The organism is Streptomyces sp. NPDC002125 (genome assembly GCF_053593715.1).
On sequence record NZ_JBSFDD010000006.1, the window covers coordinates 21,355 to 35,202 of the forward strand.

Genomic DNA, 13,848 nt, shown 5'->3' on the forward strand with positions numbered 1-13,848 from the left:
CCGGTCGGTCAGCCGGTTCGGCCGGTCGGCCGCTCGGCGGCCAGGTCAGTCGACCTCCGACAGCGCCTGCGCGAACTGCGCCGCGTACAGCCGGGCATACGCGCCCCCGGCCGCCAGCAGCTCGTCGTGCGTGCCCTGTTCGACGAGCGAGCCGTCCTCCATCACCAGGATCACGTCCGCGTCCCGGATGGTGGAGAGCCGGTGCGCGATCACGAAGCTCGTACGCCCGTGGGCGAGCCGTGCCATCGCCTTCTGGATCAGCACCTCGGTCCGGGTGTCCACCGAGCTGGTGGCCTCGTCGAGCACGAGGATCACCGGATCGGACAGGAACGCCCGGGCGATGGTGATCAGCTGCTTCTCGCCCGCGCTGACCCCGGAGCCCTCGTCGTCGATCACCGTGTCGTAACCGTCGGGCAGCGTCCGCACGAAGCGGTCGGCGTGGGCCGCCCGCGCCGCCTCCTCGATCTCCTCCCGGGTCACCTCGCGCGAGGCGCCGTAGGCGATGTTCTCCGCGATCGTGCCCCCGAACAGCCAGGTGTCCTGGAGCACCATGCCTATGCCCGAGCGGAGTTCGTCCCGCGACATCCTCGCCGCGTCCACACCGTCGAGGAGGATCCGGCCGCCCGTCACCTCGTAGAACCGCATCAGCAGATTGACCAGGGTCGTCTTGCCCGCACCGGTCGGGCCGACGATCGCGACGGTGTGGCCGGGCTCCACACTCAGCGAGAAGTCCTCGATGAGCGGCTTCTCCGGGTCGTACCGGAAGGACACGTGCTCCAGCGCGACACTGCCGCGCAGCTCCTTCGGGCGCTCGGCCGGATCGGGGTCGGGCGCCTGTTCCTCCGCGTCCAGCAGGGCGAAGACCCGCTCGGCGGAAGCGATGCCCGACTGCACGAGGTTCGCCATCGAGGCGACCTGCGTCAGAGGCATCGAGAACTGCCGCGAGTACTGGATGAACGCCTGCACGTCACCGATCGACAGCGAACCGGACGCCACCCGCAGCCCGCCGACGACGGCGACCAGCACATAGTTCAGATTGGAGACGAACATCATCAGCGGCTGCATGATCCCGCTGTTGAACTGCGCCTTGAAGCCCGCCTCGTAGAGCGCGTCGTTCTGCTCGGCGAAGTCCTTCGCGGACTCCTCCTGCCGGCCGAAGACCTTCACGAGGTTGTGACCGGTGTACATCTCCTCGATGTGGGCGTTGAGCTTGCCCGTCACCTTCCACTGCGCGACGAAGTGCGGCTGCGAGCGCTTGCCGACCCGCGCCGCGACGACGACCGACAGCGGCACCGTGACCAGCGCCACCAGGGCCAGCAGCGGCGAGACCCAGAACATCATGATCAGTACGCCGACGATGGTCAGCAGGGAGTTGATGAGCTGGCCCATCGTCTGCTGCATCGTCTGCGAGATGTTGTCGATGTCGTTCGTCGCCCGGCTCAGCACCTCGCCCCGCTGCTGCCGGTCGAAATACGACAGCGGAAGCCGCGACAGCTTCGTCTGGAGGTCCTCGCGCAGCTGGAAGACGACCCGGTTGATCACCCGGATCGACAGCCGCGTCGACACCAGCATCAGCAGCCCCGCGCCGACATACACCGCCAGCGCCACGAGCAGGACATGGCCCACCGCGTCGAAGTCGATGCCGCTGCCGGGGGTGAAGTCCACCCCGGACAGCATGTCGGCGAGCCCGTCGTCGCCCTGCTCCCGCAGGCCGTCGATGGCCTGGTCCTTCGTCGCGCCCTCCGGCATCTGCCGGCCCACGACACCGGCGAAGACCAGGTCCGTCGCCATGCCGAGGATCTTCGGCCCCACCACGGAGAGCGCCACGCTCAGCGTTCCGGCGCCCAGCATCAGATACAGCGAGGACTTCTCCTGGCTGAACCGCCTCAGCAGCCGCTTCCCGGACCCCTTGAAGTCCATGGACCGCTCGGTGGGCCCTCCGGCCATCATCCGTCCGCCCGGCCCTGCCATCAGGCGGCCTCCGCTTCCGTCAGCTGGGAGAGCACGATCTCCCGGTAGGTTTCATTGCCGTCCATCAGCTCGCGATGGCTGCCCGTCCCGACCACCCGGCCCTCGTCCAGCACCAGGATCCGGTCGGCGTCACGGATCGTGGAGACCCGCTGCGCCACGATCACCACGGTCGCCCCGGCCGTCTCGTGGGACAGCGCGGCGCGCAGCGCGGCGTCCGTCGCGTAGTCCAGCGCCGAGAACGAGTCGTCGAAGAGATAGATCTCCGGCTTCCGCACCAGCGTCCGCGCGATCGCGAGGCGCTGCCGCTGACCGCCGGAGACGTTGGTGCCGCCCTGCGCGATCGGCGCGTCGAGACCGTGCTCCAGTCCCTCCACGAAGTCCTTGGCCTGCGCCACCTCCAGCGCGTGCCACAGCTCCTCGTCGGTCGCGTCCGGATTGCCGTACCGCAGATTCGTCGCGACCGTCCCGGAGAACAGATACGGCTTCTGCGGTACGAGGCTCACCGTCCTCGCCAGCAGCACCGGGTCCAGCGTCCGCACGTCCGTACCGTCGACGAGCACCTCGCCGTCCGTCGCGTCGAACAGCCGGGGCACCAGCCCGAGCAGCGTCGATTTGCCGCTGCCCGTCGACCCGATGATGGCGGTGGTCTCCCCGGGCCGCGCCACGAGGTCGACCGAGCGCAGCACCGGCTCCTCGGCGCCCGGGTAGCGGAACTCCGCGCCCCGTATCTCCAGATGGCCGTGGGCCAGCAGCTTGGTGACCGGCGCCGTGGGAGGCACCACGCTCGAATCGGTCTCCAGGACCTCCTGGATGCGCTCGGCACAGACCTCCGCACGCGGGACCATGATGAACATGAAGGTGGCCATCATCACCGACATGACGATCTGCATCAGATATGCGAGGAACGCGGTCAGCGCGCCGATCTCCATCCCGCCGCTGTCGATGCGGTGCGCGCCGAACCAGACGACGGCGACCGACGACACGCTCACCACCGTCATCACGGTCGGGAACATGAGCGCCATCAGCCGGCCCGTCGACAGCGCGATGTCCGTGAGCTCGGTGTTGGCGCCGCGGAAGCGCCGCTCCTCGTAGTCGTCACGGATGAAGGCGCGGATGACGCGGTTGCCGGTGATCTGCTCGCGCAGCACCCGGTTCACCGTGTCGAGCCGCACCTGCATCGTGCGGAACAGGGGGCGCATCCGCCTCACGATGAGCCCGACCGTGACACCGAGGACGGGCAGCACGGCCAGCAGCACCGCGGAGAGCGGGACGTCCTGGCCCAGCGCCATGATCACGCCGCCGACGCACATGATGGGCGCCGAGACCATCAGGGTGAACGCCATCAGGACCAGCATCTGGACCTGCTGGACGTCGTTGGTCGTACGGGTGATCAGCGAGGGAGCCCCGAACCGCCCGACCTCGCGCGCGGAGAACGACTGCACCCGCCCGAAGACCGACGCCCGCACGTCACGGCCGAGCGCGGACGCGGTCCGGGCACCGTAGTAGACGGCTCCGATGTTGCAGACGATCTGGATGACGCTGACGGCGATCATCAGCGCGCCGAACTGCAGGATGTAGCCCGTGTCACCCGTCACGACACCGTTGTCGATGATGTCGGCGTTGAGGCTGGGCAGATACAGGCTGGCGCAGGTCTGCAGAAGCTGGAGGAACACCAGCAGGACGATGGACTGTCTGTACGGACCCAGATAGGTCCGCAGAAGTTTTATGAGCACACGCGTCTCTCGGAGTCGGCGAAGGGCAAAGGCCGATCCATACTCCGGTACGCCGCACCACGGCGGCGAACGCTTTTCCTCAAGCCCGGGTCAAAATTCCCGGACCACCCCTCGGCCGCTGCCCGCCGTGCCCTCGGCCCGCCGTGCCCGGAGCCCGCCGTGCCCGCTGCCCGCCGTGCCTCTCAGCCCTCCGCGCCGAAGGCCCCCGGGTGGATCTGATCCCGCGTCGCCCCGTACTGCTGCCGGACCGCACGGCCCACCGCGAGCTCCTCGCCGGGCTCCAGCACCTGCGCTGCCGCGCCCCGCCAGGCCGGGGGAGTACGGGGGTCGAGGCTCCCCTGCGACACCCCGAGCGCCCATGCCGCCTGCCGGGCCGCACCCAGTGCCGCGTACTGCGCGGGCTGGGGCACGACGACCTGGGTGCCGAACAACGAGGGCGCCAGCGCCTGCACGGCGGGCAGCTCGGCCGCCGCGCCCAGCAGGAACACCCGCCGCACCTCCACTCCCCGGCCGCGCAGCACGTCCAGCGCGTCGGCCAACGAGCAGAGCATCCCCTCGAAGGAGGCCCGCGCCAGATGCTCGGGCTTCATCGACTCGCGCCGCAGCCCGCTCAGCGTGCCCGCGGTGTGCGGCAGATGCGGGGTGCGCTCACCCTCCAGATACGGCAGCAGGACGAGGCCGGAGGAGCCCGGCGTCGACTTCAGCGCCAGCGCGGACAGCTCGTCCAGGCCCTCCACGCCCAGCATCTCCGCCGTACCGCGCAGCGCCCGCACCGCGTTGGACGTGTGGACCACCGGCAGATGCATCCCGGTCGCGTCGGCGAAGGAGGTGATCATCCCCGTCGGGTCGGCCAGCGCCTCGTGGTGCACGGCCATGACCGAGCCCGAGGCTCCCAGCGACACGACGGCGTCCCCGACGGCGACACCCAGCCCGAAGGCGGCGGCCATCGTCTCGCCGGTGCCGGCCGAGATCAGCAGCCCCTCCGGAGTCGTCCCGGCGGCGTCGGCGGGGCCGAGCACCTCGGGCAGCGCGGCCTGGTGGCCGAGCGCGAGCTCCACGAGATCGGGCCGGTAGGACCCGGAACCCGCCGACCAGTAACCGGTGCCGGACGCGGCACCGCGGTCCGTCGTGCGCCGGGCGGGCCGGCCGAGCAGCTGCCACACCAGCCAGTCGTGCGGCTGGAGGACGGCGGCGACCCGCTGCGCGTTCTCCGGCTCGCTCCGCACCAGCCAGCGCAGCTTCGCCACCGGCTGAGCGGACTGCGGCACGGCCCCGACGGCCTCCGCCCACGCCTGCCGGCCGCCGAGCCCGTCGATCAGGTCGGCGGCGGACGCCTGCGCCCGCCGGTCGTTGCCGAGCAGCGCGGGACGTACGAGATTGCCCTGGTGGTCCAGCGGCACCAGACCGTGCTGCTGCGCCGACACACCGATGGCCTGCACGCCTTCGAGCAGCCCTCCGGAGGCCGCCTCACCGAGTGAGAGCAGCCACGCCTGCGGATCCACCTCGGAGGCCTTGGCCTCGATGGGATGCGCGGCATACCCCTGCCGCAGCACCGCACCGGTGTCCGTGTCGCAGACGACGATGTGCGTGAAGGCGGATGAACTGTCCAAGCCGGCGACTATGCCCATGGACACGATTCTGCCGCACCGGAGGCCCGTTTCCCTACCGGGCGGTACCCGGTAGGGAAACGGGCCTCGGACGCGACCTCAGGCCAGGCCTCAGGGCCCCTGCCTCAGGTGTTGGTCGTACCCCAGTCGTCGCTGCCGTTGTGCCCGCTGCGCTCACGCAGCGAACGCACCCGGTCGGTGACGGAGACGGGAACCTTGTCCCCGACCTTCTCGCTCACCGAGTGGTACGCCTTGCCGGCGAAGTCCCGGCTTCCGTGCGCGGCGGACTCCGCCGCGTTCCGCACGGCGGGATTCTCGGCCAGCTGCTGCGCGGCCTTCTTGAGCTGCTCGTAACGCTCGCGCCCGGCTCGCGTGCCGAGCACGTAACCGAGCGCCACTCCGGCGATGAACGTGAGCCGGTACCGCATGGCTGCCACCCTTCCTTCGCTCCGTGCGACGTGTGCTGCCCGCCTACCCGCAGACACCCGAGATCACCCCGGGGGATACCGATTGGCGGAGCACCCCCCTGCTTGCGCTAATGTATGTGTCGCAGCGAACGCGCGCCGCTCGGCATCCGCCAGGCAGGTACGATTCGAGGCACCGCAGCAATCCCCTGTAGCTCAATTGGCAGAGCAGCCGGCTGTTAACCGGCAGGTTACTGGTTCGAGTCCAGTCGGGGGAGCGCGATCCCCTGTAGCTCAATTGGCAGAGCATTCGGCTGTTAACCGGAGGGTTACTGGTTCGAGTCCAGTCGGGGGAGCGATGCGGAAGAGGGCCCTTCGGGGTCCTTTTTCGTGTGCCCTGACCGACCCGCCCGTGACTCTTTCGGGGTGATTCCGTGGCGCCTGGAACCGGGCAGCACGCAGCGCGGTCTTCATGGTCAACGGGAAGCCGGGCATCCGGAGCAGGAGATCGTATGACCGGCTATGCTGCGGCAGACGGCGCGCACACATGTACGCGCCACGCCGTAAAGGGGCGGTAGCTCAGCCGGTTAGAGCAGCGGACTCATAATCCGTCGGCCGTGGGTTCGAGTCCCACCCGCCCCACCGAGTATCCCCAGGCAGAATCGTTCTGACCTGGGGAAACGTGTTTCTGGTGACCTGACGGCTCCCACCGCGGCCTGACCCCTCGGCCCGGGTCGCGGACGCCCGGAGTCCACGAGGACGCGGAACGCCGCCCGCTCGCCGCAGTCCTACGGGAGATCTTCACGCAGAACTTCCTGAGGGCTGTCGCCCTGCCGAGGCCCGGCGGCGGAAGCTGACGCCCGCGGGCCGGACTGCTCGTCCTCGGCCTCCAGCGCGACGAGCGGCTCGGGTCCTTCCCGGCCGAGCAGAGGTGCTGAACGAAGGCCGGTGTCCAGCGCGCGGATCAGCTCACCGACCCGTCCGCCGCCGCTGGGCGCCGCCGGGAAGCGTCTCAGCACGTCGACGACGGCCGGTGTCGCACGGTGCAGCACCTGCTCAAGGTGTCCGGCGCCGACGCTCCGGTCGTCGTCGGCGACGAGTTCGGCCGCTCTGGCGGCGTGGGCGCCCGCTCCGAGAATGTGTTTGACCTGGGTGGCCTTGGCCAGCGGATGCAAGTAGGCGGAGCCTGCCGCCGACATCGCCGCCCGAGCCGCCTCGCGCGAAGCCTCGCTGTCCGCGCTCCCGGCTGCCTTCAGTGCCGCCCACGCCGTGTCGCGCAGAGCCTTCCCCCGCTCGCCGCCCCGGGCGAACTCCCAGGCGGCGCCGATGGCGTCCCGGGGCCGTGAGTCGTCCGGCTGATCGCTCTCGAACACGTCGAGCACCACTTCCGCGCAGGCCGCGGTGAACGCGGCCACCTCACGAAGATCCTGCTTGCTCAGAGCGATTCCGCTCGTTTCCCCGGCCATGACTCCATACTCGGCCATCGCGCAGGACAGCCGAGCGGGCCCGGGGCTCAGGGATTCCGGGCAGCGCCCTGTCGTCCGGCTCCACATGGCCGCAGGGCCCGTCGGGGCGGTAGCCTCGCCGCGTTGCCCACGGCTTCACGGGCCGCACGTCGAGCTGCCCGAGGGGGACGTGGATGAGCGCGTACACCATGGTCGGTCTGGCCGGGATCGCTCTCCTGGCGGCGGCTCTGCTGGGCCTCGTGGTCATCGTCCGCAACGGTCTCCGGCACGCCCGGCGGTTCCCGTCGCCACCGCCCGAGCCCAGGTGCGCGGGCTGCGGCCACGGGATGAGCCATCACCACCGGGGGATGTGCAGGTACCAGGTCGCCGGGACCAGACAGCGGTTCGTCCATGACGAGATGACCTGGGAACAGGTGAACTGCGGTTGCAGGGACTTCCGTACGCCCTGAAGCGGGGCGGGAGCCGCACGGCCCCCCGGGGCTCGGTAACGGAGTCCGGAGGGCGGGGCGGTGGTTCGGGCCGGGTCCGTCCGTCAGACCTGCTCGGCGCCGGGACGGCGGGGGGAGACGGCGAAGGTGCCAGCCGTGGAGAGCGGTGAGCCGGGACGCGTGACGTACTCCGTGACGTGGTACTCCGCCCGCAGCTCGCCGTGGGAGACGTGCAGCGTGGTGTAGCCGCGCTGCGCGTTGTGCCACTTCACGTGCGGATTGACGCCCTCGCTCAGCCAGTTGACGCCGACCTGGTCCATGGCCGCGCCGTCCTTGCCGGAGCTGATCGAGGTGCCGGCGAACTCGGTGGCCACGACCGGTGACGCGGGGTCGTCGAAGTCGGGCTTGAGGTCGGCGACGACGCTGCGGTGGATGTCGCCGGTGAGGACGACGGTGTTGCGCACGTTCCGCTGGTGCAGGCCGTTCAGCAGGCGCTTGCGGGCGTCGACGTAGCCGTCCCACATGTCCAGGCCCGAGGAGAGGACCGCGGGGTCCGGGTTCTGGTCGACCTGGGCGACGAGGGTCTGGTTGCCGAGGATGTTCCAGGTGGCGTGGGACCGGGCGCAGTTGTCGAGCAGCCAGGCCTCCTGGGCGGCGCCCAGCATCTGGCGTCCCGGGGCGCGCCGCTCGGCGTCGTAGCCGGGCTTGGTGCCGTCGTCGCCGACCTGGTCGTCCCGGTAGGAACGGGAGTCCAGCATGTGCAGGTCCATCAGGCGGCCGAACGGCAGCGTGCGGTACATGCGGGCCTTCGTCCCGTCCGGCTTCCGGGGCAGGCGCAGCGGAAGGTGTTCGTAGTACGCCTGCATGGCGGCGGCCTTGCGGGCACGGAAGGCGACCGGGTCGGCGTCCGGGAAGCCGTCGGTGTCGATCTGGGCGACATCGCCCGCCCAGTTGTTCTCCACCTCATGGTCGTCCCAGGTCAGCGCCCATGCGGCGGCGGCGTGGGCGGCCTGGAGGTCGGTGTCGAGCTTGGTGAGCGCGTACCGGTTGCGGTACTCGGCGAGGGTGTACGTCTCCCGGCGGTACTGGGCGTCTAGTTCGGGCATCGCCCGGATGCCCGCGGTGGTGCCCACCCCGTTCTCGTAGAGGTAGTCGCCGAGGTGCACGACGAGGTCGTGGCCCGCGTCCGCCATGTGCCGGTAGGCGGTGTAGAAGCCCTCGTACCAGCACTGGCAGGAGGCCACCGCCACGGAGAGCCGGTCGCCGCCACCTGAGCGGGGGGAGGGGGCGGTGCGGGCACGGCCCACGGGGCTGAGGGCGCCGCCGGCCCGGAAGCGGTAGAAGTACTCGGCCCCCGGTCTCAGTCCGCCGACCTCCGGGTGCACGGAGTGGGCGAGCTCCGGTACGGCGGTCGTGGTGCCGGCCCGTACCACCTCGCGGAAGCGTTCGTCGGTGGCCACCTGCCACTGCACCTGCACCTTGCGCTCGGGCATTCCGCCGCGGCTGTCGGTGGCCAGCGGATCGGGTGCCAGCCGCGTCCAGAGCACGAAGCCGTCGGCGGAGGGGTCGCCGGAGGCGATGCCCAGCCGGAAGGGGTCGTCGGGGAAGCGGGGCGCCGCCCAGGCGCCGGCGGTGCTGAATCCCGCGCTGAACAGTCCGAGGGCGGCGGCGCCGGCTCCGGCGCGTCCGAGCAAGCGGCGTCTGCTGAGGTCCATGGGTCACACCCGTCAGGAAGAGGTTCTGTTGGCGGATGAACCATCTGCGGGGGGAGTGACGGCGCCCGGGCGCACGGTGAGTCAAAGGATGGCCGGTACACGAAATCGTGGCGCTTCGGTGGAGGGGTGCGACGACGTACCATCCGCCGGTGCCAATAGGGATGACGCGCGGTCAGCCGCCCGGCCCGGGTGCGGAGCTCGCTCCGGGCGCACGGTGAGTGAGCGGGACACCCCGCTCCTCCCGTCAGCCGTCCGGGAGCAGCTTGGCCAGCCGGGCCTTGCGGGAGTTCTCCCGGACGATCCAGGCGATGTCGCGGTCCGTGCTCTCCCGGAGCGCGAGGAACCGGGGCAGGCCGGCGTCCGGGTCGGCGGCCACGGCCACGCTCCAGCCGTAGCCCAGGCCCTTGCGCAGCGCGCGGACCCCGTCGTCGCGCCGTTCGTCCGTGGGCCTTCGGGAGAGCAGCCGTGTCGCGGTCGCGCAGACCTCCACCGCCGCTGCGGCGAAGGGGGGTTGGCGCAGCAGCCTGGGTTCGCACACCCCGGCGACGGCCGCTCGCTGCACCAGGGGGTCCGGGTCCCGGGACCAGGTGGCCGCCAGGTTGAACAGCCGGTCCGGGTCCGCGTCGCCCAGGCGCTGGAGCGCCATCGCCACCGCCTCGCGCACCCGCCAGCGCCCGTCGCCGGCATGGGAGTGCAGCCGCCGCTCGACGGACGCCGAGGCCCGCCCTCCCGTGGCCGGCGCGTCCGGCCGCCGGTCCCCAGCCTCCGCGAGCAGGCGGCCCAGGCCGGCCACGCCGCAGAAGACCAGGTATTCGTCGTCCGTGGCGATCGCCTCATCGATCTCGTCCGGGGCGGCCAGGTCCGCGAACGCCTCGCAGAGTTCGATGTTCCCCCGAGGACCGGGCAGCCCGGAGTGGTCGCCCAGATAGGCGAACCGGGACGGGCCCGGCGGGATCTCCAGCAGCGCTGCGCGGTACTCCTGTCTGCGGCTCACCCGCCGGACGCTACCCGCCGCCGTCACCGCCCGGAGGCAGCCACGGCCCGGCCACGCCGCCGCCCTTCCTCGGAAGGAAGAGGGGCGGCGGCGGCCAGGGGAATTGCCCCTCCCGGAAGGAGGAGAACCGGCGGCGGCGTTCAGTCGCCGACGGCGCAGGCGTCCCCGTTGAGCATGAAGCGGGGTGGTGACGATGCGTCACCGGTGTGTTCGACGAGGTAGCCGAGGGTGATGCTCGCGCCCGGAGCGATCGCGGCGTTGTGCGAGGCGTTCGCCGCCGTGACGGTGTTGCTGAGCTGGGTCAGGTCCGTGTTCCAGTCGGAGATGACGGTCTGGCCGAGCGTCAGCGGGAACTTGAGGCTCCAGCCGTTCACCGGGGTGCTGCCCGTGTGGGTGACGGTGAGGTCGACCGTCGCGCCCGTACCCCAGGCGTTCACGGTGCGGTCCACGCGGCAGGTGGGTTCCTGCTGAGCGAACGACACCCTGTGCAGGCCGCCGGGCAGATCGTTGATCACGTAGAAGTCGCCGTCGGCGGCCACCCCGATCGACGTCACCTGGGTGGGCATCTGCCCGATCTCGGCCTGTTCGTATCCTCCGTCGCCGTCGGGGCGCAGCGCCCAGACCGTGGACGAGCAGTAGTCGGTGGCGATGTACGTGCCGGCCAGCAGTCCGGCGTACTTCTGGCCCCGGTAGACATGGCCGCCGATCACCGAGCAGCCGCCGGTGTACGGGGAGTAGGTGAAGACCGGCTCGGTGTACGTCTCGCCGGGCACGCAGTCGCCGCCGTCGAACTTCTCCAGGCCCTCGTAGCAGGACCAGCCGAGGTTCAGCCCTCCCCGGCCCGGGGCGAGATGGTCGATCTCCTCCCATCGGCCCTGGCCGACGTCGCCGATCCACATCGAGCCGTCGGCGCTGTCGAAGGAGAACCGCCACGGGTTGCGCAGCCCGTACAGCCAGATCTCCTCGCGGGCGCCGGACGTGCCCACGAAGGGGTTGTCGCCGGGGACGCAGTACGCGAGCGTGCCGCAGCTGCGGCTCACGTCGATGCGCAGGATCTTGCCGAGCAGGGTGTCCAGCCGCTGGCCGGAGCGGAAGGGGTCGGCGGAGCCGCCGCCGTCGCCGATGCTCCAGTACAGGTTGCCGTCCGGGCCGAACGCGAGCTGGCCGCCGTTGTGGTTGCTGTACTGGGCGTGCTCCTGGGAGAGCAGGACCTCCAGGCGCGATTCGTCGAGGTGGTAGCGGGCGAGGGTGACCGCGCCGTCGGGCAGCGCCGTGTACGCAAGATACAGATCCTGGCTCTCGGCGAAGCCGGGCGGTACGGCGATGCCGAGCAGACCGCGCTCGTTGCCCGATTCGTCCACGGCGGTCCTGATGTCGACGAGCGGGGCTGCGGCCAGGCCGGTGTCCGGGTGGTAGACCCGGACCCTGCCGGACTTCTCCACGATGAACAGCCGGTCCGTGCCGTCGTCGGACGCGGCGAGCGCCACGGGCCGTTTCAGCCCGGAGGCGACCTGGGTGGTGGTGGCGCTGAGCGAAGGCAGCGGTACGGACGAGGTGTCCGCTGCGGAGGAGATGTCCGCCGCGGTCGTGGGAACCGCCGCGCCGGGCTCGGGCGCGGCGGCGGCGGGTAACGAGAGGGGGGCGGTCAGCAGGAGGGCCAGCAGAAGGGACCCGGTCCAGCGGCGTCTTGACATGGTGGCTCCAGGAATGGGGGGACGCTTGCACGTGGCGGTTCGCGGTTCCATGGAGAACGAGCGGGGCCACGCCGCAACAGCCGCGTGGGAGCGCTCCCGCACCAGGCTGCGCGTCGCGGCACGAGGCGGCAACGCGTGATTGCGCCACCTTCACGCCACATGTGGCGTGAAGAAGGCGCCTGGAGTCGCGGAGGCAAGGCGCCGGGAGCCGAGGAGGCAAGGCGCGGGGAGCCGAGGAGGCAAGGCGCCCGGAGTCGCGGAGGCAAGGCGCGGGGAATGACGAGGGAAGGACGCCGGGAGCGAAGGCGGGGGCGGCACGCGGCGGTGCGCAGCGTGCGTGACGGCGGTCGCAGGCGCCTCTGGCCGAGGTCGTACCATCCCGTGTGACCGAAACAGCCAAACAAGGTGTACCCCGCACACGCATACTCGCCGACCTGACGCCGCTGCGTTCCTCCCCCGACTACCGGCGGCTCTGGTTCGGGAACACCGTCTCCTGGATCGGGCAGGGCATGACGGCGCTGGCCGTCTCCCTCCAGGTCTACGACATCACCGGGTCCGCGTTCTCCGTAGGGCTCATCGGTCTCTGTTCGTTCGTTCCGCTGGTGCTCCTCGGGCTGTACAGCGGGGCCGTCGCCGACACCTTCGACCGGCGCAAGCTGGGGCTCTTCAGCGCGGCCGGGTCCTTCCTGCTCTCCCTCGTGCTGGCCGCCGTGACCTTCGCCGGGGTCGAGAGCGTCGGGCTGCTCTACGTCGTCGTCGCCCTCCAGGCCGTGTGCTTCGCGCTCAACTCCCCGGCGCGCAGCTCGATGATCGCCCGGCTGCTCCCGGCCGAACAGCTGCCCGCCGCCAACGCGCTCAGCGCCATGACGTCCACCACCGGCGGGCTGGTGGGGCCGATGCTCGGTGGTCTGATCGTCGGCTGGTGGGGCTACCGGGCGGCGTACACCGTGGACGCCGTCACCTTCACCGCCTCCCTGTACGCGATGTGGCGGCTGCCCTCGATGCTGCCCGACCGGGCGGAGGGGGCGAAGGGGGCCGAGCGGGCGTCCGTCCTGGACGGTCTGCGCTTCCTGGGCACCCGGCCCAATCTGCGGATGACCTTCTTCAGCGACCTGTGCGCCATGGTGCTCGCCCACCCGCGCGCGCTGTTCCCGGTGGTCGCCGTGGTCTGGTTCGGCGGCGACGCCGGAACCACCGGACTGCTGGTCGCCGCCCCGGCGCTGGGCTCCCTGCTCGGCAGCGTGTTCTCCGGGTGGCTGGGCCGCATCCGGCGGCACGGGCTCGCCGTACTGATCGCGGTCGCCTGCTGGGGCGCGGCCATCGCCGTGTTCGGGCTCAGTCGGCAGCTCTGGCTCGGGCTGATCCTGCTCGCGCTCGCCGGGTGCGCGGACTCGGTCTCGATGGTCTTCCGCAACACCATGCTCCAGGCGGCGGTCCCCGACGACATGCGCGGGCGGCTCCAGGGCGTGTTCATCGTCGTCGTCGCGGGCGGGCCCCGGCTCGGCGACCTCGTGGCCGGCTCCGTCGCCGACCTGACGTCCCCGGTCGTGGCGGTGACCGGTGGCGGTGTGGCGTGCGTGCTGCTGGTGTGCCTGATGGGGCTGCGCCGGCGCGGTTTCGTCCGGTACGACGCGCGCGATCCGCAGCCGTAGCGAGCCGCCGGGGAAACCGGCCCGCAGCTGTAGCGAGCTGCCAGGGAACCGGCCCGCAGTCGTAGCGAGCTGCCGGGGAACCGGCCCGTCCATTCCTTGATACGACGCTGTCCGGCATGCGGGCGGCGCTTGTCGCCATGCCCATGGCGCCGCCAGGATGCCCGCATGGCCCCCGCTCTTGTCT

At 71.1% G+C, this 13,848-nt stretch carries 10 protein-coding genes and 3 tRNA genes; 5 read left to right on the forward strand and 8 right to left on the reverse strand.

Annotated features, from left to right (window positions below; genetic code table 11):
- Positions 1–45: 45 nt before the first annotated feature.
- The 4 genes from ACWCQM_RS12600 to ACWCQM_RS12615 all read right to left on the reverse strand — a co-directional run bounded on the left by ACWCQM_RS12600 (position 46) and on the right by ACWCQM_RS12615 (position 5,739).
- Positions 46–1,971, reverse strand: a complete 1,926-nt coding sequence (locus ACWCQM_RS12600; RefSeq protein WP_450915291.1) for an ABC transporter ATP-binding protein — start codon at positions 1,969–1,971, stop codon at positions 46–48.
- The gene (locus tag ACWCQM_RS12605; protein WP_450915292.1) at positions 1,971–3,704 is read right to left on the reverse strand and encodes an ABC transporter ATP-binding protein; all 1,734 of its coding nucleotides are present in this window, start codon (positions 3,702–3,704) and stop codon (positions 1,971–1,973) included. Before ACWCQM_RS12605 ends, ACWCQM_RS12600 begins: the two co-directional genes overlap by 1 nt.
- Positions 3,705–3,886: 182 nt before the next feature.
- The gene (locus ACWCQM_RS12610; protein WP_450915293.1) at positions 3,887–5,332 is read right to left on the reverse strand and encodes an FGGY family carbohydrate kinase; all 1,446 of its coding nucleotides are present in this window, start codon (positions 5,330–5,332) and stop codon (positions 3,887–3,889) included.
- A 104-nt stretch (positions 5,333–5,436) separates the two neighbouring features.
- The gene (locus ACWCQM_RS12615) at positions 5,437–5,739 is read right to left on the reverse strand and encodes a YtxH domain-containing protein (RefSeq protein WP_450915294.1); all 303 of its coding nucleotides are present in this window, start codon (positions 5,737–5,739) and stop codon (positions 5,437–5,439) included.
- Between the two features lie 181 nt (positions 5,740–5,920).
- Here ACWCQM_RS12615 and ACWCQM_RS12620 point away from each other — a divergent pair.
- The 3 genes from ACWCQM_RS12620 to ACWCQM_RS12630 all read left to right on the forward strand — a co-directional run bounded on the left by ACWCQM_RS12620 (position 5,921) and on the right by ACWCQM_RS12630 (position 6,357).
- A tRNA-Asn gene (locus ACWCQM_RS12620) sits at positions 5,921–5,993 on the forward strand.
- A 5-nt stretch (positions 5,994–5,998) separates the two neighbouring features.
- Positions 5,999–6,071: transfer RNA gene (locus ACWCQM_RS12625), tRNA-Asn, on the forward strand.
- Between the two features lie 212 nt (positions 6,072–6,283).
- A tRNA-Ile gene (locus tag ACWCQM_RS12630) sits at positions 6,284–6,357 on the forward strand.
- A 146-nt stretch (positions 6,358–6,503) separates the two neighbouring features.
- Here the strand turns inward: ACWCQM_RS12630 and ACWCQM_RS12635 are convergent.
- Entirely contained in the window at positions 6,504–7,181 is a 678-nt protein-coding gene (locus ACWCQM_RS12635) for a putative immunity protein (protein ID WP_450915295.1), read from the reverse strand.
- Between the two features lie 173 nt (positions 7,182–7,354).
- Here ACWCQM_RS12635 and ACWCQM_RS12640 point away from each other — a divergent pair, with 173 nt between their 5' ends.
- Entirely contained in the window at positions 7,355–7,630 is a 276-nt protein-coding gene (locus ACWCQM_RS12640) for a hypothetical protein (RefSeq protein WP_450915296.1), read from the forward strand.
- An 83-nt stretch (positions 7,631–7,713) separates the two neighbouring features.
- Here ACWCQM_RS12640 and ACWCQM_RS12645 read toward each other — a convergent pair whose 3' ends face one another.
- From ACWCQM_RS12645 to ACWCQM_RS12655, 3 genes are all read right to left on the reverse strand, one after another.
- Positions 7,714–9,324 (reverse strand): alkaline phosphatase D family protein, encoded by a 1,611-nt coding sequence (locus tag ACWCQM_RS12645; protein WP_450915297.1) that lies wholly within the window; start codon positions 9,322–9,324, stop codon positions 7,714–7,716.
- A 244-nt stretch (positions 9,325–9,568) separates the two neighbouring features.
- Positions 9,569–10,318 (reverse strand): hypothetical protein, encoded by a 750-nt coding sequence (locus tag ACWCQM_RS12650; RefSeq protein WP_450915298.1) that lies wholly within the window; start codon positions 10,316–10,318, stop codon positions 9,569–9,571.
- A 140-nt stretch (positions 10,319–10,458) separates the two neighbouring features.
- Entirely contained in the window at positions 10,459–12,012 is a 1,554-nt protein-coding gene (locus ACWCQM_RS12655) for a PQQ-dependent sugar dehydrogenase (RefSeq protein WP_450915299.1), read from the reverse strand.
- Positions 12,013–12,395: 383 nt separating this feature from the next.
- Here ACWCQM_RS12655 and ACWCQM_RS12660 point away from each other — a divergent pair, with 383 nt between their 5' ends.
- Positions 12,396–13,664, forward strand: coding sequence for an MFS transporter (locus ACWCQM_RS12660; RefSeq protein WP_450915300.1), 1,269 nt, complete (start codon positions 12,396–12,398; stop codon positions 13,662–13,664).
- Positions 13,665–13,848: the final 184 nt, after the last annotated feature.